This is a genomic window from Mycobacterium sp. NGS34, assembly GCF_059812845.1.
Window position 1 is genome coordinate 1 of sequence record NZ_JCALDM010000011.1, and the last position, 19,352, is coordinate 19,352.

The following is a 19,352-nucleotide window of genomic DNA, read 5'->3' on the forward strand; positions in this document are numbered from 1 at the left end:
GATCGTTTTGTGTACATATCCCCCACACCCGACGCAGTTTCGATTTGCGCCGATCACTCGGTCGACCGAAGGACTTCCGGACCGATCGGCCCGATCAGAGATCGGCGGGGAAGGGGTCGTTCTGCCCGCTCGAGTACGGGTCCGCATCGGCCTTCTTGCGGCGCGTCACCAGCTCCTTGAGCATGCCGAGCCGGCCACCCTTGTCCTCGAGGTGGAAGTGCTTGAGCATGGTGCGGGCGGCGTTCTGTCCGGGCATGCCGCTGATGCCGGCGACGGGGTGGGTGCCCGACCCGGTGAGGTAGAGGCCCTCGACCGGGGTCTTGTAGCCGGCAAAACCGGCCACCGGCTTGTTCGGGCCGAACCGGCTGATGGTGGGGTCGACGTGGTAGACCGAACCGTCGATGGCCCAGAACCGTTCCTCGATGTCGGGCAGTACCAACGGGCGGACGGCGACTTGCAGGTCCTCGACGCCCTTGTAGTACATGTCCGCGTCTTTGAGGACGCTGTCGGTGATCTTCTTGCGCGCCACATCCCAGCCGTCCTCGGGGAAGGACGGGGTCAGGCCGGTCCAGAACCACCACAGGTCTTTGCCGGGGGGCGACATCGACGGATCGAACGAGTTGGTCACTTGGGCCAGACCGGGAATCGCGTCGGGCACCTTGCCGCGCACACACGCCCGCGCCGCCTCTAGCGCCTGCTCATAGGTGTGATAGCAGTTGCACGCTTGCCGCATGTCGATGCCGTCGCCGCGCCACTTTTCATGCTTTGACATGTCCACCCGCCCCGACAGCGCGACGTTCACCTTGGCGTCGGCAATACCGCGCTTGCGGGTCGGAATGTGGTCGGCGGCGTTCTGCTTCTTGGGCTCGAGCACACCGCGGGGCAGCAGCCTGGTCAATGTGGTTTTCGGGCTGCACGCCGTCAAAACCGCACGGCGAGCCCGGATTTCGGCGCCACCCTTGATCCGGACACCGGTGCAGCGGTTGTTGGTGACGATCAGCTCCTCGACCGGCGAACTGGTGATCACGTCGCCGTGGTTGTCCTTGATGACACCGATCAACGCCTTGGGCAGCGATCCGGTGCCGCCGTGGAACATCGCCACGCCATACTTGCTCAGCACGCCGAGGTAGATCAGCGACCAGCCCGACATGTCGGCATCGAACGGCATGAACGGCAGACTGGCCAGCATCGGCGCGCGGATCATGTCGTGCTCGAAGCTTTCCTCGACCGCTTCGGCCTGCGAACTCGACATCCAGCGGCCGAGAGCGGCCATTTGCTTACGGTTTTTGACGACCGCGCGCGCCGACTTGAGGATGTTCTTGATCTCGGGCTCCACCACATTGGTCTGCATCATCGGCAGGCCGATTTCCACCGCGGCGTCGATCACTTCGTAGAGCTCGAGCAGCGCGCGGGCGTCCTTCTTGGAGAAGTACTCCAGCTCGGCGGCGGTCTTGCGCGGGTCACGCCACAGGCCGAGGGACGCGCCGTCGGCGGCGAGCTGGAAGTGGGCGGGGTCGATGACCGTCTGGCGCAGCCCGTAGTGACGCGACAGCCCGAGGTCGCGGTCGATCGTGGTCGTTCGGAACAGCGACGCCTGGATCGACGCCTCGTTGATCTTGTACTCCGGTGCCTCGGGCGCAAAGGAATTCGTCGACGTCATGCCACCGGCGGTCGGGGAAGCCTCGACCACGAGCACGTCGAGCCCGGCCTTGGCCAAATAGGCAGCTGCGACCAGCCCGTTGTGTCCGGATCCGACGACGACGACGTCGGCTTCACGCGGCGGGGAAGCGACCTTCATGACCAGCCCTTCGAGCACGCGAGCGAGCGCCGCTCGCCTGGGATTAATCTAACTGTCGTTAAAATCCTATCGGAACGAATCGGCAATGTCGATGATCCTGTGGCCAAACTCGGTCGCTCGGCGACGCCTGGAACCGCGCAGACCACCCGCCCGTCTTACTTGTGCAGTATTTAACGTCAATTAGATTTAGCTCGCTCACCTCGTGATGCGGTCGCCTGCGGCGCGTGCCCACCGGCGATGACCCGAGTTCGATCTCCTCACGCGGCTAAACAGCCCCGGCCGATACCAGCGTCTCGCGGGGGTCGGAGTAGGCCGAGGCCATCACCTGAAGGAAGCGGGCGTCGGCGAATGCATGCGAGACGGGGTATTCACGCATGTAGCCGTATCCACCATGCAGCTGCAGGGACTGGTCGACGGCCTGCTCGCAGACCCGGCCGGCGGTGAGGCGGGCGGCCGCCGCGTCGGCGACCTCGAGCGCGCCGCTGCCGCGCGCGTGCACGCAGGAATCGACGAACGCGGTCAGGCCGGCCAGCTCGGCCCAGAGCTCGGCCAGCCGGAACCGGGTGTTTTCGAACTCTGCCAGCGGACGGCCGAACACCTTCCTGGCGTGCACGTAGTCGACCGCCAAGCCCATCGCGTTGTGCGCGCTGGCCAGCGCCAGCACGGCGAACCACAGATCGAGGTCGCGACGCAAGGCCGGGGAGGCCACGGCGGTATCCGCGTCGACCCCGCCGAGTGATACGTCGGCCAGGCCGGCGTCGCGTCCGGCCAGGTTCTGATCGATCGGTGTGACGGTGACGCCCGATTGGTCGAGCGGCACCAGGGCAAAACCGTCGCTGTCGGGCACCAGCAGCGCATCGGCGATGCGCGCGGCGGCGACGTTCGACAAGGTGGCGGGTGCGGGGACGGCAATCAACTCACCGGCGCTGAGCCCGGGTAGCCACTGCTGTTTTTGCGCCGCCGTGCCGTGTTCTAGCAAGAACGGGATTGTGACACCGGCCTGCAGCGCCCAGATCAGCGCGAGGCCGGTCGCCCCGGCCGCGATCGTCTCCTCGATCAGGACGGCGAGGAAGCCGAGATCGTCGGTGCCCCCGCCGCCATACTCTTCGGGAACCGCGGCGCCGAGGAACCCGGCGCCGCCGGCGGCCACGATGATGCCGCGCGGCACGCCATCCGCGCGCCGCCATTCGTCAAGGTTCGGCGCGACTTCCGTCGCGATGAATCGCCTGACGCTGTCGCGGAAGGCGTCGTGGTCGTCGCCGTAGATACGCCGACGGCTCGAAATCACCTGGGTGCCATCCTGATTGCGCCGTCGAGCCGAATCGTCTCGCCGTTGAGCATGCCGTTGTCGATGATGGACAGTGCCAGCCGGGCGAACTCGTCTGGCAGGCCCAGCCGGCTCGGGTGCGGCACGGTCTTCGCCAATGACGCCCGCACCTCGTCGGAAACCTTTGCCAGCAACGGTGTGTCGAACGTGCCGGGGGCGATGGTGCACACGCGGATCGCCTTGGACGCGAGATCCCGCGCGGCGACGATGGTCATGCCGACGATGCCGGCTTTGGATGACGCGTAAGGGATCTGACCGATCTGGCCCTCGAATGCGGCCACCGACGCGGTCAGGATCACCACGCCGCGGTCGCCGTCCAGCGGCTCGTTGGTGGCCATCTGCGCGGCGGCCAGCCGCAGCACGTTGAACGAGCCGATCAGGTTGATACCGATGACCTCGGAATAGGTCTCCAGCGAGCCGGGTGAGCCGTCCTTGTTGACCACGCGGACCGGTCCGCCGCGCCCGGCGCAGTGCACCACCGCCCGAAGCGGCCCAGACTCGGTGGCGGCGTTGATCGCCGCGGTGACATCCTCGGGGCTGCGAACGTCGGCGGCGACGAACTGCACGGTGTCGCCGAGTTCCTTGGCCACCGTCTCGCCGTCGGAGGACGGCAGGTCGGCGATGACCACCTTGGCGGCGCCCCCTCCGACCAGGCGTTCGACCGTCGCGCGCCCGAGTCCGGACGCACCTCCGGTAACGACCGCAGTGATTCCCTCAATCTGCATGCGCTGCTTATCCTTTCGCGGGCTTCATAGCCGTTCGATGATGGTGGCGTTGGCCATCCCGCCGGCCTCGCACATGGTCTGCAGCCCGTAGCGACCCCCGGTTGCCTCCAGTGCGTACAACATCGTGGTGAGCAGCCGGGCGCCCGAGGCCCCCAGCGGATGGCCGAGTGCGATGGCGCCGCCGCGAGGGTTGAGCCTGGCCGGATCGGCCCCGAAATGCTGCGCCCAGGCCATCGGCACCGGGGCGAAGGCCTCGTTGACCTCATAGTGGTCGATGTCGGCCAGCGAAAGTCGCGATCGCCGAAGGACCCGCTCGGTCGCCGGGATCGGACCGGTCAGCATCGTGATCGGATCATCGGCGGCCAGGCCGAACGCGTGGAAGCGCGCCCGCGGGGTCAGGCCCAGCTCGTCGGCGACATCGTCCGCCATGATCAACACCGCCGCCGCGCCGTCGGCGAGTTGCGACGAATTGCCCGCGGTGATGTGCCAGTCGGCGATCTCGGGGAACCGCGCCGCCATCTCGGGGGAGTAGAACGATGACTTGAGCGAGCCCAGTCCCTCGACCGTGGTGGACGGCCGGACGGTCTCATCGGTGATCATAACCGCGCCGTCCGGCGTGGTGATCGGCACGATCTCGGGGGTGAAGTCGGCACGGGCGGCGTTCGTGTGTGACCGGGCGGAGAACTCGTCGATGGACTCGCGGTCGAGTTTCCACCGGGCGGCCACCAATTCGGCCGAGACACCCTGGGGCACAAGCCCGGGCGCATACCGTTCGGTCACCGACGGCCCGTAGGGGTCCTGGCCGATCCGCGCGGTGAACATCGGGATGCGGCTCATCGATTCGACACCGGCCGCCACGACGATGTCGCACGCACCCGCAATAACCGCCTGTGCGGCGAAGTCGGCGGCCTGCTGGCTGGACCCGCAGGCACGATGCACCGCTACGGACGGCACGCTCTCGGGCAGCCCCGCTGACAGCCATGCCCAGCGCCCAACCGGGCCGGACTGCTCGCCGACCTGACTCACGCAGCCGGCGATCACATCGTCGACCCGAGCGGGGTCAACGTCGTTGCGGGCCATCAGCTGGGCGATTACCTGGCCCAGCAGCTCCACCGGATGCACGCCACTCAGGGCGCCGCCGGGGCGCCCGTCCTTGGGTGGCTTGCCCTTCGCCATCGGCGAGCGAACGGCATCGATAATGACTGCGCTGCGCGACATTTGGGTTCTCCTCGAGGCTTCTTGTGGCGTCAGGCCTGCTGCGGCTGAGTGATCGCCGCGGCATCCCAATAGAACGCGCGGATTTCGTGTACCAGACCGTCGGCGAACGACCACACCTCTAGGGCGGAGTTGGGAACGACGTCGTCGGAGCCGGGGTTCTTCCAATCAAAGGTGATCCAGGCGACCACGTGATCGCCGTCGCCGATCGTCCGCAACAGCTTCAGGTTCGTGGCGCCGGCCTGGTTACCCGCCTTAGCGATCCCCGTGAACAGCCCGCGCAGCCGACGGCTTCCTTCGACCCGCCCGCCGTGTGGCAGCGAGGGCGGCCACTCGATCGCGACGTCTTCGGCGAAGTGGGCGTCGATGGCCGCCGCCACCGCATCGGGGTCGGCGCCGGCGAGCGCGGCATAGAAGTCGGCGACGATCTGGGCATTCGGGCGCTGCGACATCGGGCACCTCACTGTTCGGGGTCGGGGAACAATTTAGAACCTTATCGTCTCATTAAGTGCTCGGCAACGGCGGTCCCGACGAGCCGCCGGCGATCATCGTGCCCTGGCTCGTGGCGCAGCGATCGCCGTTGCGGTCCTCAACGACCACTTCGACGAACTTGGTCCGCCGGCCACCGCCCAGCACGGTGGCGCGGAACGTGAGAGGGGCCCCGGCGGGCCGGTGAAACTGGATGTGTAGCGAGCCGGTCGCGGGCAACAGGCCCTTGTCGCTCTGCCGCATGGTAAGCGCGCCCATGATCTGGTCGGCCGCGGCGGCCACGGTACCGCCGTTCACGGCGCCGTTCGGGTTGGGCGTCAGGGTCGAACGTTCCATCCGGAAGGTCGCCGAATCCGCATTCAACTCGACACACACGAGGCCGAGGTCCCGGCAGTATGGCAGGGAGTTGGCCCAGGTCAGCCAGTCGAGCTCCGCGTCAGAGGCTGGGTGCCACCACGCCGTCTCGGGCGCGGTACCGTCGTGGGACATGGTCGGCTCCAATTCCTCGGGTTTCCTTTGCAAATGTAAACGATCGTTTATGCAGCGATGACCGCCGCCCCGGGTGGATGTGACCATTGACACAAATGCGCCGATCGGCAATTATGAGACGTTGAACCTTAAAAAGGTGACCCGTCGGCAGAACGTCCGTTCGGGAGGGACTGAAGACAAGGACAGCTGGGTTATGGGACTCGCCGACAACAAGGTCGCCTTCATTTCCGGGGTGGCGCGGGGTCAGGGCCGTTCGCACGCGGTGCGGCTCGCCGAGGAAGGCGCCGACATCATCGGCTTCGACATCTGCGCCAACGACGACGCGGTTGAATACCCTCTTGCCACCCGCGACGATCTCGATGAGACGGGCAAGCTGATCGAGAAGTTCGGGCGCAAGGCGCTGCTGTCGGTTGTCGACGTTCGTGATTTCGAGGCCGTCAAGCGGGTCGTCGACGACGGCGTGGCCGAATTGGGTCGGTTGGACATCGTCTTGGCGAATGCCGGCGTCATGGCCATCACCGGCCAGCAGCGGCTGCAGCGCGAGGCCTTCCTGGCCGGGATCGACATCATGCTCGTCGGCGTGTTCAACACGGTCATGCCCGCGATCCCGCACCTGCGGGCCGGCGGGCGCGGTGGGTCGATCGTGATCACCAGCTCCACCGCGGGCTTGGTCGGCGGGCTTGGGGACGGGTCGCCGGGCGTGCTGGGTTACACCGCCTCCAAACACGGCGTGGTCGGCCTGATGCGGGCCTGGGCCAATGTGCTGGCGCCGGAGAACATTCGGGTCAACACGGTCCACCCGACGGGCGTCAACTCGCCGATGATCGCCAACGAAGCCTTCGGGCGCTATGTGCAGGAGTTTCCGACGATCGCCCAGAACCTGCAGAACCCGTTGCCGGTGCCCAACGGATTGCTTGAGCCGCAAGACGTTACGGATTCGATCATGCACCTGGTCTCCGACGCGGGCCGCTACATCACCGGCACCACCTACGTGATGGACGCCGGGTTCACCAACAACCGCTAGTCGCTCGTCGAAAGGGGGTCGACGATGACCCAGATGGTCGAAAGGTTGGACCACGCGAGGCATTCGCCGGTTCTGCGCCCAGTCGATGCGACGCCCCGAGCGTCGACGCCGGTGAAGTGGTGGGCGGCCGTCGGCGCCGCCTACCTGGTGTTCATGGTGGCTGTGCTGACCGCGTGGGTGCTGAGCCCGTTGTTCAAGACCGTGCCGGCGGGTCCGACGCCAGTGCCGACATTCATGAAGGTCGCGGTCATTTTTTTCGAGGTCATCTCGATTCCGGCCGTGCTGGCTTGCCTCTATTTCCTGGTCGTGCGGCCCTGGCGGCGTGAGGGCAAGCTCAGCGTGGACGGGGCGCTGACGATCGCGTTCGCGACGGTCTGGTTCCAGGATCCGCTGTCCACCTACAGCGGCACCTGGTTCACCTACAACGCGTGGGCGCTGAACTACGGTTCTTGGACGAACAGCATTCCCTTCGCCACGGGCAAGGCCGCACCCGGTGCGATGCTCGTCGAACCGATCCTGATCGTTCCCGGGGCCTATGTGTATTGCTTTGTTGTCGCGATGTTCGCCGGATCCTGGGTGATGCGCGCCGCGCGCAACCGCTGGCCGCAGATGAGCGCGGTCAAACTCGCCGCCATCTGCGTCGTCGCGATGTGGGGCTTCGACGTCGTGCTAGAGGGCGTCATGTTCATGCCGTTGGGCATCTGGGAGTACGCGGGCGGGCACTTCAACATCTTCCCGAACACGTACCACAAGTTCCCGCTGACCGAGATGATCACGGCCGGTTCGGCGTTCGCGGCCGTCGCTATCTTGCGCTTCTTCAAGAACGACCGCGGCGAAACGCTCGCCGACCGCGGTCTGGAATCGCTGAAGGTGTCGGATCTGCGCAAGAGTGTGTTGCGAGCGCTGGCAATCATCGGTTTCGTCAACATGTTGTTCTTCGTCCTGTACAACGTGCTCAACACGTGGACCGCGACGCGCCAGGCCGAATGGCCGGCGGACTTCCAGAAGCGCTCGTATTTCACCAACGGTCTCTGCGGCGAGGGAACCGACCAAATGTGCCCCGGGCCGGCTGTTCCCCAGTTCCGCAACAATAACCACGACCCCAGCGGTGGATCGGCGCACCTGGACCCCAACGGAAACCTGGTCGTGTCCCCGAACACCGCGCTGCCGAACGTGGTGCCCTTCGACCGCGGGAAGTAGTGCGAGGCGCGACATTTCATCCATCGGTAGGTTCGCAGTCCTCGCGTCCGCAATAGCTTCACGTCCGTTGGCCGTTGAGGAGACGCATACCGAACCCACCCATACCGACGGGCGGAAGGTATTCGTCCCCGCGGGCCTGGATGCCGCGGACGCGCGCGACGCGATCGCGGCGCAGGCCGCGCTGCTGGGCGGCGGCGCGCTGCGCAAAGACCTGATGACGAGGCTTGCACGGCATCGCCCGCGTGTCGCGCAGCGTTACCTCGCCCTGGAACTGGGCCGTATCGCCGAGCGACTCGACCATGTGTTGCCGGCTGCGACGGCACGTCGCATGAAAACCGCTGGGGTGCAGCCGGTCCCGAGCTGCAGCGAAGAGTCATTCGATCGGGCGCTCGGCCACGAGCGCATTCCGTCGTTACCGGAATGGGTCGGCGTGTTGAGGCCGTCCCGGCTGCGCCGGGTGCGCGCCGAAGAACTTCGTGCCTCCCCGACCGACCGGGACCTGGAACGCCTGGGCCAGTTGGAAGAAGATTCCCAGGAGGACGACGAATCGGCGGACGAAACCGACGAGAGCAAGATCATCAACCTGCTCTCGGCCCCCGGGATACCCAACCCTCTTGGCGACGCCCTCCAGAAGCTGCTCGGGATGGGCCGCAGCGGTCTGGACAAGAACCAGGGCTCGGCCGAAATCCCCGTCGCGAAGCAACGCTTCGGGCCGGTGGGGCCCAACGCCACGAAGCGTCGGCTCGGCCAGATCCTTTCCGCGGCGCTGGCGCCGGCTCCGGCGGCGGGCATCCGGTATCCGGAGTGGGACTGCCACAAGGGGACTTACCGTCCGGACTGGTGCGCGGTCAACGAGTACGACCCCGCCGACGTCGAGTCCGCGTCCGAGCGCGTGGCCATCGCGGGGCCGTCGTTGCAGCGGCCGCTGGCGCGGGTCGGAATCGAGCCGGAACGCCACCGCCGACAAGCCGACGGTGACTCGCTGGATCTGTCGGCCCTCTTGGACTACGAGACCGACCGCCGGCACGGCGACAACCCCGACCCGTACATCTATGAAAGCAGCCGCCTGACCAAACGTGACCTGTCGGTTCTCGTCCTGCTGGACTGTTCCGGCTCAACTGCGGAAGCCTCAGGCGGTCACGTCGTCTTCGAAGAGGAACGACGACTGGCCGGCGACGTCACGGTGGCCTTGGAAAGGCTGGGCGACCGGGTCGGGACCTACGGGTTCTATTCGCGCGGCAAGGACGCGGTGCGCTTCTTGAGGATCAAGGGTTTCAACGCGCGGTTCGACACCGCCGCCAAGCGTCGCCTGCAGTCGGTTCAACCGTCCGGCTTCACCCGGATCGGGGCCGCGATCCGGCACGCCACCCATGTTTTGGAGTCGCAGGCGCTGGCAAAGAATATGGTGCTATTGGTGATCGGTGACGGACTGCCCTACGACGACGGCTACGAGGACCGCTACGCGCGCGCGGACGCCCGGCAGGCGATCCAAGAGGCCGTGCGGCGCGGCATCGGGGTCGCCGGAATCGGCATCCGATCGTCGACCGAGGCCCAGGTACTGGAGGACGTGTGGTCGGACGCGTCGTTTCGGGTGATCGGACAAAGCGAAGACATCCGCCGTCACCTGCGCGGGCTCTTGATCAATGCGCTGAGTGCGACGCGTAGCAACGGTCGCCGCCGCGAGCACCTGACCGAAGAACACCACGCCCACCTGCGGTCCCATGCGGCCAGGCGCGGCGCCATGAATACGTACAGTTGAACCGCGAGGTGGGAATGAGCGAATTGACGACGGACCAAACGGATTTGACGCGAGAAGGTGACCGAGAGCAACACGGGTACATACCCGTCGGCGACGAGGTTGAGGTCTTTACCGCCGCGTGGCGGTCCGGTCTTCCGGTCATGCTGAAGGGCCCGACCGGTTGCGGCAAGACCCGGCTGGTCGAGCACGTGGCAAAGCAAGTTGGCGTGCCGCTCTTCACGGTGTGCTGTCACGAGGACATGACGTCGTCGGATCTGTTGGGCCGGTTCGTGCTGCGCGATTCCCACACCGACTGGGTGGATGGCCCGTTGACGCAGGCGGTGCGCCAGGGGGGGATCTGCTATCTCGACGAGGTGGTGGAGGCCCGGCAGGACGCGATCGTCGCGGTCCATTCGCTGTCCGATCACCGCAGGGAGCTGAACATCGAGCGCCTCGGCGGGCTCAAAATCCATGCGGCGCCGGGATTCCAGCTTGTCGTGTCGTACAACCCCGGGTACCAGAGCATCCTGAAGGACCTCAAGATGTCGACGCGGCAGCGCCTGGTGGGCATCGACCTCGGTTTTCCACCGCCGGACATCGAGCGCGAGATTCTGCGGCAGGAAAGCCGGCTGGACTCCGACGTGCTGGAGGACATCATCCGGCTCGGTCAGGCGATCCGGCGCCTCGACGACGCCGCGCTGCGCGAGACCGCATCCACCCGGGCGCTGGTCGCGACCGCCACCCTGGTCCGTGCCGGTTTGCGCCCGCGCGCGGCTGCCGTCTCGGCCATCGCAAGTCCGCTGACCGATGACCCGGAGACCCGTGAGCGGTTGGCCGTGTTGATCGAGTCGTATATCTGAAGGCGACGCCTCAGGACTTGGCGCTAGCCGCGCGAACATACCGCGCGGCGCGCCGCGGCGGCACCCCTGCCATTCGCAGCAACACTTCCGCGCACGCCAGATCGGCCCGGTCGCCGAGCCGCCCGTCGACGATGCCGTGGATCACCTCGAAGGCCGCCGCCATGGACATCGTCAGCGTGGTCTCCAGGTCGTCGATGGCGAAAACACCCTCGGCCACGCCGCGCTCCAGCAATGCGCCGGCCTGGGGGCGGATGATTCGCTCGAAGCGCGCCTCGGCTTGGCTGAGGTTCACCAATAGCCTTGCCAGATCGGGGTCTTCGTAGGCGATCCGCACGATCGCCAGCGTCGACGCGACGTGCGCCTCCGCGGGGTCGGCGAATGCGGGGGAGTCGGCGATCGAGTTCGCCAGGCCGACGAGGGTATCCGCGACGACGGCCTCGACGATGTCGTCTTTGGTCTTGAACTGGTTGTAGAAGGTGCCGAACGCCACGTCGGCGCGTTCGGTTACCTCGCTCACCCGCAGGCTCTCCAGCCCCCGCTCGGCGATGATCTCGCGCGCGGCCCTGATCAGGTCCGCCCTCGTCTTGGCCTGCCTGCGCGCCGTGCGGGACATGCCGGACGCCGTTTCGGTTGTCACAAGGCGAGTCTAGATCTGATTTTGAAATCATTCTTGAATAACGGATCATGAATCGCTACGGTGAAGCGGTGAGCTTCGAGGGGCGGACCGCGATCGTCGGCGCGGGCATAGCCGGCCTGGGCGCGGCGCGGCGAATCCAGCAGTCGGGTGGCACGCCGGTGGTGTTCGACGCGGAGGACCGAGTTGGCGGACGCATCAAGACGATTCGGCGTGACGGCTTCGTCTTCGACGTGGGTGCGTTCATCTATCTCGGCAGCTACGCCGAGGCGGCGCAGGAGATGCGGGACGTCGGACTCGGTCCACAAATGCACAAATTCGACGCATTCGGCGCGATGCCTCGCGGCGGAGAGCTCAACTTCCTCGACCTGAGCAAGCCACTGAGCCTGCTGGGGACCCGTTACGTGTCCGGTCGCGCCAAGCTGAAGCTTGCCAAGCTGCTGTTCTTCCTCGCCCGACACTGGAAGGACCTCAACTACGCCGACGCGTCGGGCGTCGCGGCGATCGACACCGACACGGTCACCTCGTACAGCCGGCGCGAACTCAGCGAGGAACTCTTAGATTACGTTGCGGCCGTGGTGGTCCGGGGACCGTGGCTGTCCGACCCGGCATACGCGTCGGTCGGCCAGCTGCTGTGGACGCTGAAGAACTTCTTCAAGCCCTACTTCTACGGCCTCGACGACGGCATGGACGCCCTGCCGCGGGCGATGGCGGCGCGGCTGAGCGACGTGCGGCTGGCCACGCCCGTCACCAACGTCACCGACGCCGGCGACCGGGTCGAGGTGACGTTCGTCGAATCCGGCCAGGAGCGGACCGAGGAATTCGCCAACGTTGTCATCACCACCCCGACCGGAACCGCGCTGCGCATCTACCCACAGCTGTCCGGATTCGCGCGGGAATACTACGAAAACACCGATTACATCTGCAGCGTCAACTGCCATATCGCGCTGTCGGAACGGCCGTCGAATCCGGCGACCTACATCATGTGTTCGCCGCGCGAGCAGCCCGACCTGTGCGGCGTGATCGTCGACCACCTAAAGGCCGCCAACCGCTGCCCGCCTGACAAGGGTCTGCTGACGACGTTCTGTCGCCATGAGTGGTGCCTGGATAACCTGGACAGCCCCGACGACAAGATCATCGACAGCGTGTTGCAATTTATCGCGCCTTACTACGGCGACTTGAGTTCGCAGATAGTCGATTACGAAATCGGCCGCTGGCGCGACGTCGTGCCGATCATGCGGCAGGGACGGTTCCGCGCGGTTAATCGCTTCATGCGCGAGGTCGACCCGACCGCACGCGTCCAGCTCGCCGGCGACATCGGGCCCATTCCCGGCGTCAACGGGGCCTTGGTGTCCGGGCAGGCGGCCGGTGATCGGATCGTTGACCAGCTGGCCGCAATCAGGAGCGTGGTGGTATGAGTGCCCTTCCGATCAGCCAGGCCACACCGCGGCAGGCGCCCCCCGGGGTGGACGACGAGGTGTCACGTCCCTGGCGCCCCGTGCTCGCGTGGGCGTCCGCCGGGGCGGTGCTGCTGGTCTTCGAAACGGTGGTGCTGGCGCGGTGGGTGTTGGGGCCCAACTTCAAATCCACGCCGCCCGGACCCGATCAGATTTCCGCGGGCCAGCAGGCACTCTTCACCGTGCTGCAGATCGCTGTGCCGCTCGCCGCCGTTGTCGCCCTGTACTTTTGGGTGTTTCGTCCCTGGCGGCGCGAAGGACGGCTGACCACCGACGGCATGCTCACCTTGAGCGCCGGCATGGTCTTCTTCTGGGACATGTCGATGAACTACACGTCGGTGTCGCTGCTGTACAACTCGCACCTGGTCAACCGCGGTGCGTGGGCGAACGGATCGTGGCCGGGGTGGGTCAGTCCCAACGCCAATTACCTGCCGGAGTCGCTGTTCATCACCATCCCTGGGTACGTCGCGTTGGTGTTCTCGCAAGTCGTCCTCGTGTTGTGGATCCTGCGCAAGATCAAGGCGCGGCGGCCACGCCTCGGCGTGGGCGCAAGCGTCGCGATCATCTTCTTCGGCCTGATCCTCGTCGACACGATGATCGAAACCTTGCTGTTGCGCAGCGAAATATACGCCTATCCCGGAGGGATCCGGACCATCACATTGTTCGCCGGCCACACCTACCAGGTTCCCCTGTCGGAGACGGTGCTGTTCGGGGGAGTGGCGCTCGGCGCGATCGCGTGCCTCAGCCACTTCCGCGACGACCGCGGTCAAACGATTGTCGAGCGCGGCCTCGACAAGCTGCGCGTCGGCACGAAGTCCAAACAGCTGATCAAGTTTCTCGCCATCTTCGGCACCGTCCACCTGGCGTTCCTGGTGCTGTACATGGTTCCGCAGCAGTGGTTTGCGGTCCATTCCGGTCCGTTCCCCGCCGGATACAAGTCCTACATGATCAACAACATGTGCGCTGCGGGCGGCGACGGAACAACCTGCCCGGGTCCCGGCGTGCCCATGCCGAGGGGACCATGGCGACCCTAGATCGCGGTCCCTTGGTCGATCGCCAAGTCGCCCAACGCAACACAGCGACCCTGTGGGTTTCCCACGGCGCGCTCTGGTTCGGGCTGATCTGCTATTGCTGGACGGCCTGGGTGGTCAGCGGCGACTTCAAGACCAACACGCTCGGGCGCGGCCAGGAGCCCGGCTGGTACGTGGTATTGATGCGCGGCTGGGAGGTCTTCGCGCTCGTCGTCACCGTTGCCATCCTGTGGGTCTTCGTGATCCGGCCCAAACTTCGAGACGGCCGCCTGTCCTTCGACGGCTTGTTCGTGCTCGCATGCGGCTTGATGTTCTTCCAGGAGCCGTGGATCAACTGGACGAGTTACCAATTCCTATACAGCACCACCTCGATCAACTTCGGCAGCTGGCTGGGCCACATCCCGGGCTGGAGCTCGCCGAACGCCGCGTTGATACCCGTGTCCATGTGGGCGGGCACGGCGTACTTCTGGCTGGTTGCGATCCCCGCGATGGCCGGTTCGCGACTCATGGGCTGGCTGACCCGCCGCACCCCGGGCATCAGCAAGCTGCGCCTGATCGTGTTGACGTACCTGGCGTTTTGCGCATTCGATCTCGTGCTGGAAGCCTTCATCACCAGAACCAATCTGTTCAGCTACGCCAGCGTCATCCCTCAGCTGAGCCTCTTCGCCGGAACGGATCACCAATTTCCGGTGTACGAGACGATCAGCTGGGCGGGCACATACGTGTTCCTATCCAGCGTCCATTTCTTCCGCGACGATCACGGCCGTTCGCTACCCGAACGCGGGATCGACGCCTTTCGGGTCGGTGGTGACCGGCTGAGGACCTTCTTTCGCTTCCTCGCGATCGTCGGCATGTGCCAGCTGTCGATCCTGCTGACCTACAACATCCCTTACCAGCTGTATGCGCTGCATTCGGACATGTCCAGCGTTTACCTGAAGCAACCGTGGCGGCTCGGCGGCGTGTGCGGTCCGAACACCGACTTCGATTGCCCAGGGCCCGGCGTCCCGATCCCGCGGCGGGACAGCAGGACCAACCACATCGACCAGAGCCAGTCCGGCCCCGGCCCGAGGAGATGACGGCATGCTCACGCCCCAACCCCCGCTCGATATGGTCGTCGACAAGACTGCGGAATTCGGCATTACCATCGCCCTGGCCAGCATCGTTGCCGTTGCCCTGGCCTTGTCGTTGATCGATTGGTATCGAACCGGTCGGCCACTCGTGTTGTCTCTCATGGTTTCCGGCGGCGCCATCATGATCTTCGAACCGATGGTCGACACCGTGGGCGGCTGCTGGTTCCCGTCGAATTCCTGGACGGCATTCACCGCGTGGGGCAGACCAATGCCGGTCTGGTTGTGCCTGGCCTACTTCTTCTACTTCGGCATCGCCACCTCCGCCATCTGGACCGCGATGCGCAAAGGCCTGACACAGCGCCAAGTCTGGCTGGTGTTCTGCGCCGCGATGCTGGGGGATCTGGCCTTCGAAACGGTGCTGCTGACCATGAATCCCTACGTCTATTACGGGCATCAGCCCCTGGTGCTCGGCAAGTTTCCGCTGGGGTGGATGGCGGTCAATGCCGCCATCCCGCTGGTCTTGGCCGCACTGATCTACCGGTTCGATTCCTACTTCCGAGGGTGGAAAACCTTGGCGGTCATCCCGTTGGCGCTGACCACCAGCGCGGCGGTAAACGCGGCGGTGGGTTGGCCGTCGTGGCTGGTCGTCAACACCGACGTGGGCTGGGTACTGACGCAGCTGGGCGGGCTGGCCACCTTCGTTGCGGCGTTCTACGCCGTCAAACTGGTGGCCGCCGCGGTGGCGAGTCCGGTCGCCGGTCGTGAGACATTGCCCCACACGACCCGGCAAGTGCCGGCATGAGCGTCACCGCCGCGACCGGAAGCCCAGCGCGTGCCACGATCGCCGCGGACCGCGTGACGGTTCCTGCGAAATGGTGGGCGACGCTTGGCGCGGCGATCCTGGTGTTTCAGGCGTTCGTCTTGATCAGGTGGCTCACCGGGCCATATTTCAAGCACGTCGAGCCCGGGCCGACGCCGCTTCCCGGCTGGATGAAAATCGCCCTTACCTCGTGCCAGATCGTGTTGCCTGTCGCCGGGATCTGTTGTCTGTATTGGTTTGTGGTGCGCCCGTGGCGACGCGAGCGGCGCATCGGACTGGACGGGCTGATGGCGATCGCGTTCCTGACGCTGTCGTTTCACGACCCGCTCAGCGCCTACATCGGCCATTGGTATACCTATAACGCCTGGCAGGTGAACATGGGCTCGTGGCTGCAGAGTGTGCCCGGTGCGCTGTCACCAGGCACCCCGGATAACCAGGTCGCCTACCCGCTGCTGATCGTGCCCGGTGCGTACGTGGTCATCTTCCTGCTGGTGACGAGCTTGGGCGTGGCGATCATGCGGCGGGCGAAGGCACGCTGGCCCGCGATCCCGCGAACCGGGTTGGTGGCCATCTGCTTTACGGTCATGGTGCCCTTCGATCTGGTTTTCGAGGGCATCGTCTTCATGCCCCTTGGCTCCTGGGAATACCCGGGCGGGCACGTCAAGATCTTCGCCGATACGTTCCACGCGTATCCCCTCAACGAAGCGCTCACAACCGGCGCCATATTCACGATGTTTGCCTGCATCAAGTACTTCACCAACGACCGCGGCCAGTCGCTGGCCGAGCGGGGCGCCGAGCGTCTCGGGGGTGGACCCGTGCGCGTCAACGCGGTCAGGGCGCTGGCCGTCATCGGATTGGTCACGCTCGCGATGACGCTGGGCTACACGATTCCGAACACGTGGTTCGGCGCCCATTCCACCGCCTGGAACAAAGACATCCAAACCCGCTCGTATCTGACTTACACGTGCGGCGAAGGGCCGGGCATCGCCTGTCCGTCGCCCGCTATCCCGTTGCTGCGCAACGACAACCGCGACCGGGGCGCCAACGGCGCCGACTTCGGGCGAAACTACCCGCCGCAGTTTCGGTACAACCGCGGATAGCGAACGACAAGGAGCATAAGCACCTAGCCGTGAGCTCGTGCCGCGTCGGCAGGATCGACACCCCGCCACCGGTCTGTGATAGCTTGAGTGTGATAACGATCGTTTACTACTGGCGAATCCGAGCCGAGCGGAGTTGTGCATTATGAATCCTGCTGGGTATCAAATCGAACGCCGGCTCGGTCGGCCGTGACGTCGGCCGTCGTTGTTGGCGCCGGGCTTTCCGGGCTGACTGCCGCTTATCGCCTGCAACAGGCTGGCTTCGCGGTCACCGTGCTGGAGTCCGGCAGCGTGCCGGGTGGCCGCGTGCAAACGGAGCGCCACGGCCCGTACCTCATCGACACCGGGCCGGATGCCCTCACCGCCGGCTATGCAAGCTATCTGCGGCTCGTGGAGGACCTCGGGCTAACCGACCGTCTGGTGGACACCAGCGCGGTCATCGGGTTGGTTCGTGGTGGGCTTCTGATCGACCTCGATCCGGCCAAGCCGCTGAGCCTGCCGTTCACCCCGGCCTTGTCGTTCAGGGCCAAGCGGCGACTGGTGACCGGATTCCTCAAGCTCCGCGGGGCGATCAAGAACGTCGACTCCTATGACATGTGCCGCTCGGCGGCGTTGGACGATCCCGACGTCACGGCCCGCGACTTCGCGGTCCGCCACTTCGGCGCGGAAGTGGCGGAGTACCTGATCGATCCGATGATGCGGCTGACCGCCGGCAGCGGCGCGCGAGAGGCGTCGAGCGTCAACGTGCTTGGCGCATTGGGCGCCTGGTCAAGCACGTTGCGCAACATACGTGGCGGACTGGCCATCGTCCCCACCGCCCTCGCGTCGCGGCTCGATGTGCGCTACGGTGCGACGGTCACCCGGATCGATGAGACCGGTGGCGGGGTGGCGGTGTCCTACACCGACGGCGACGGCGCCCACGAGCTGAGCGCCGAGCACTGTGTCATCAGCGCGATGTATCACAGCGCGACCGAGATGTGGCCGTCGCTGTCGGCCGCTTCGCCGGAATTCGGCGACAAGCTGCGCAACGTCAGGTTGATCAGCATCTCGCTGGGTTACTGGGCACTGACCAACAGCAGGGCCTATCCTGTGCTGGTCCCCACCGTAGAATGTCCCGAGGCGCTGCTGATCTTCCTGCAGCACAACAAGAGTGCCGATCGCGCACCCCGCGACCACAGCCTTGTTACCGTCTACACCGACACCACCGTCACCGATAGGTTTCTCGACTACACCGACACGCAACTGGAGGCGTGGGCGGCGGGCGTCATCGAGCGGATCTGTCCCGAACTTGCCGGGCATAGAGAACTCTGTGTGGTGACGCGTTGGCCATACGCCGGCTACTTGGCAGATCCCGGCTTCTGGCGGCGAGTCAGCGCGTTGCGCGGCGCGCTTCACGAGGGTCCGGTCCACGTCGCCGGCGATCTTTTCGGGGCGGGTTCGATGGAATCCGCTACGCGCTGGGGAGACCATGCCGCCCAGTGCATCCTCGGGCACCGCTGACAGCGAAAGTTCTTCAGCGCCGAAATAGCAGATCGGAAGCTGGCGAGACGAGTTCCTGGCACATCTGCACTGCGCCGCGAGTGTTGACGAGGAGTCGGGCGACGGCGAGGCTCTAAACTCGGCGAGCGGGGGTATACCCCCTCGAAGTGCTCGACACCGAGCGTTGCCACCGGACCGCGTGGGAGGCGAGTGATGGCAGCAGAGTCCACAACTATGAACGGGCGTCCGCGTGGCCGCCCTCGCCTCAGCATCGACCGGGACGCGGTGGCAGACGCCGTCGCCGAGCTCTTTGCCGAGGGTGGCTACGAGGCGGTATCGATCGTCGACATCGCCGAGAAGCTCTCGGTGTCTCGCGCCACGCTTTATCGAACGGTGCCGACCAAGGAAGAATTGCTGGGCATTCTGTTTGAACGCAGCACCCGCGAACTAGCCGATCGGGTCAAAGCCGCGATCGCCGAATTCGACGATCCCCGTGAGCAGTTGATCGAGATGATCAACCTGCATGCGCAGGCCGCGGTGCAAATGCGCAGCTATATGCCGGTCTTCTTCGGGGGCGGCGACTTGCCGCCGGACGTCTACAGGCGCTGGCACACATGGAGCCGCCGATACGAGAAGATGTGGGTCGCAGTGGTCTCCGCCAACATGCGTGCCGGCTCGCTGGACGAGGCCGATCCGCGCGTGTCGACCAGGCTGATTCTGGGCATGCTCATCTGGGTCTCACGATGGTATCGGCCCACCGAGAAGACGACCCCCGCCGAGATCGCCGACGCCGCAATCAGCCTGCTTGGACTGCGAAGACCGCGCCCGCGTTCCAACGCCGGTCGGCCGGCTGCCCGGCGCCGTCGGACGGGCGACGGCCGCCTGGGCTAGGTGGAGCT

General features: G+C 65.7%; 18 protein-coding genes. 11 read left to right on the plus strand and 7 right to left on the minus strand.

Annotated elements, in window-relative coordinates:
• Window positions 1-94: 94 nt before the first annotated feature.
• From AC5Y7V_RS23130 to AC5Y7V_RS23155, 6 genes are all read right to left on the minus strand, one after another.
• Complete coding sequence (locus AC5Y7V_RS23130) at window positions 95-1,798, minus strand: phytoene desaturase family protein (protein ID WP_499882363.1); 1,704 nt, start codon at window positions 1,796-1,798, stop codon at window positions 95-97.
• Window positions 1,799-2,063: 265 nt separating this feature from the next.
• Complete coding sequence (locus AC5Y7V_RS23135; protein ID WP_499882364.1) at window positions 2,064-3,086, minus strand: acyl-CoA dehydrogenase family protein; 1,023 nt, start codon at window positions 3,084-3,086, stop codon at window positions 2,064-2,066.
• Complete coding sequence (locus AC5Y7V_RS23140) at window positions 3,083-3,850, minus strand: SDR family NAD(P)-dependent oxidoreductase (protein WP_499882365.1); 768 nt, start codon at window positions 3,848-3,850, stop codon at window positions 3,083-3,085. Before AC5Y7V_RS23140 ends, AC5Y7V_RS23135 begins: the two co-directional genes overlap by 4 nt.
• Before the next feature lie 24 nt (window positions 3,851-3,874).
• Complete coding sequence (locus AC5Y7V_RS23145; RefSeq protein WP_499882366.1) at window positions 3,875-5,068, minus strand: thiolase family protein; 1,194 nt, start codon at window positions 5,066-5,068, stop codon at window positions 3,875-3,877.
• A 29-nt stretch (window positions 5,069-5,097) separates the two neighbouring features.
• Window positions 5,098-5,517: a nuclear transport factor 2 family protein gene (locus AC5Y7V_RS23150; RefSeq protein WP_499882367.1), complete on the minus strand. Its 420-nt coding sequence runs from the start codon at window positions 5,515-5,517 to the stop codon at window positions 5,098-5,100.
• A gap of 52 nt (window positions 5,518-5,569) precedes the next feature.
• Complete coding sequence (locus AC5Y7V_RS23155; protein ID WP_499882368.1) at window positions 5,570-6,043, minus strand: PaaI family thioesterase; 474 nt, start codon at window positions 6,041-6,043, stop codon at window positions 5,570-5,572.
• A 193-nt stretch (window positions 6,044-6,236) separates the two neighbouring features.
• Here AC5Y7V_RS23155 and AC5Y7V_RS23160 point away from each other — a divergent pair, with 193 nt between their 5' ends.
• From AC5Y7V_RS23160 to AC5Y7V_RS23175, 4 genes are all read left to right on the plus strand, one after another.
• Window positions 6,237-7,067, plus strand: coding sequence for a mycofactocin-coupled SDR family oxidoreductase (locus tag AC5Y7V_RS23160; protein WP_499882532.1), 831 nt, complete (start codon window positions 6,237-6,239; stop codon window positions 7,065-7,067).
• 24 nt (window positions 7,068-7,091) lie between these two features.
• Window positions 7,092-8,267 (plus strand): spirocyclase AveC family protein, encoded by a 1,176-nt coding sequence (locus AC5Y7V_RS23165; protein WP_499882369.1) that lies wholly within the window; start codon window positions 7,092-7,094, stop codon window positions 8,265-8,267.
• 67 nt (window positions 8,268-8,334) lie between these two features.
• Window positions 8,335-10,026 (plus strand): nitric oxide reductase activation protein NorD, encoded by a 1,692-nt coding sequence (locus AC5Y7V_RS23170; RefSeq protein ID WP_499882370.1) that lies wholly within the window; start codon window positions 8,335-8,337, stop codon window positions 10,024-10,026.
• A gap of 14 nt (window positions 10,027-10,040) precedes the next feature.
• Entirely contained in the window at window positions 10,041-10,865 is an 825-nt protein-coding gene (locus AC5Y7V_RS23175; protein ID WP_499882371.1) for a CbbQ/NirQ/NorQ/GpvN family protein, read from the plus strand.
• Window positions 10,866-10,875: 10 nt separating this feature from the next.
• Here the strand turns inward: AC5Y7V_RS23175 and AC5Y7V_RS23180 are convergent, their stop codons facing one another.
• Complete coding sequence (locus AC5Y7V_RS23180; RefSeq protein ID WP_499882372.1) at window positions 10,876-11,502, minus strand: TetR/AcrR family transcriptional regulator; 627 nt, start codon at window positions 11,500-11,502, stop codon at window positions 10,876-10,878.
• A gap of 68 nt (window positions 11,503-11,570) precedes the next feature.
• Here AC5Y7V_RS23180 and AC5Y7V_RS23185 point away from each other — a divergent pair, with 68 nt between their 5' ends.
• The 7 genes from AC5Y7V_RS23185 (at window position 11,571) to AC5Y7V_RS23215 (ending at window position 19,344) form a co-directional block, all read left to right on the plus strand.
• The gene (locus AC5Y7V_RS23185; protein ID WP_499882373.1) at window positions 11,571-12,917 is read left to right on the plus strand and encodes a protoporphyrinogen/coproporphyrinogen oxidase; all 1,347 of its coding nucleotides are present in this window, start codon (window positions 11,571-11,573) and stop codon (window positions 12,915-12,917) included.
• Complete coding sequence (locus AC5Y7V_RS23190) at window positions 12,914-13,990, plus strand: spirocyclase AveC family protein (RefSeq protein WP_499882374.1); 1,077 nt, start codon at window positions 12,914-12,916, stop codon at window positions 13,988-13,990. Before AC5Y7V_RS23185 ends, AC5Y7V_RS23190 begins: the two co-directional genes overlap by 4 nt.
• Entirely contained in the window at window positions 13,978-15,063 is a 1,086-nt protein-coding gene (locus AC5Y7V_RS23195; RefSeq protein WP_499882375.1) for a spirocyclase AveC family protein, read from the plus strand. Before AC5Y7V_RS23190 ends, AC5Y7V_RS23195 begins: the two co-directional genes overlap by 13 nt.
• A 4-nt stretch (window positions 15,064-15,067) precedes the next feature.
• Window positions 15,068-15,859 carry a hypothetical protein gene (locus AC5Y7V_RS23200; protein WP_499882376.1) on the plus strand — a complete coding sequence of 264 codons (792 nt, stop codon included), beginning with the start codon at window positions 15,068-15,070 and terminating at the stop codon, window positions 15,857-15,859.
• A complete protein-coding gene (locus tag AC5Y7V_RS23205) occupies window positions 15,856-16,977 on the plus strand; it encodes a spirocyclase AveC family protein (protein WP_499882377.1) in 1,122 nt (373 codons plus the stop codon). The genes AC5Y7V_RS23200 and AC5Y7V_RS23205 overlap by 4 nt, the downstream gene beginning before the upstream one ends.
• Window positions 16,978-17,163: 186 nt before the next feature.
• Window positions 17,164-18,474 carry a protoporphyrinogen/coproporphyrinogen oxidase gene (locus tag AC5Y7V_RS23210; RefSeq protein ID WP_499882378.1) on the plus strand — a complete coding sequence of 437 codons (1,311 nt, stop codon included), beginning with the start codon at window positions 17,164-17,166 and terminating at the stop codon, window positions 18,472-18,474.
• A 264-nt stretch (window positions 18,475-18,738) separates the two neighbouring features.
• A complete protein-coding gene (locus AC5Y7V_RS23215) occupies window positions 18,739-19,344 on the plus strand; it encodes a TetR/AcrR family transcriptional regulator (protein WP_499882379.1) in 606 nt (201 codons plus the stop codon).
• Window positions 19,345-19,352: the final 8 nt, after the last annotated feature.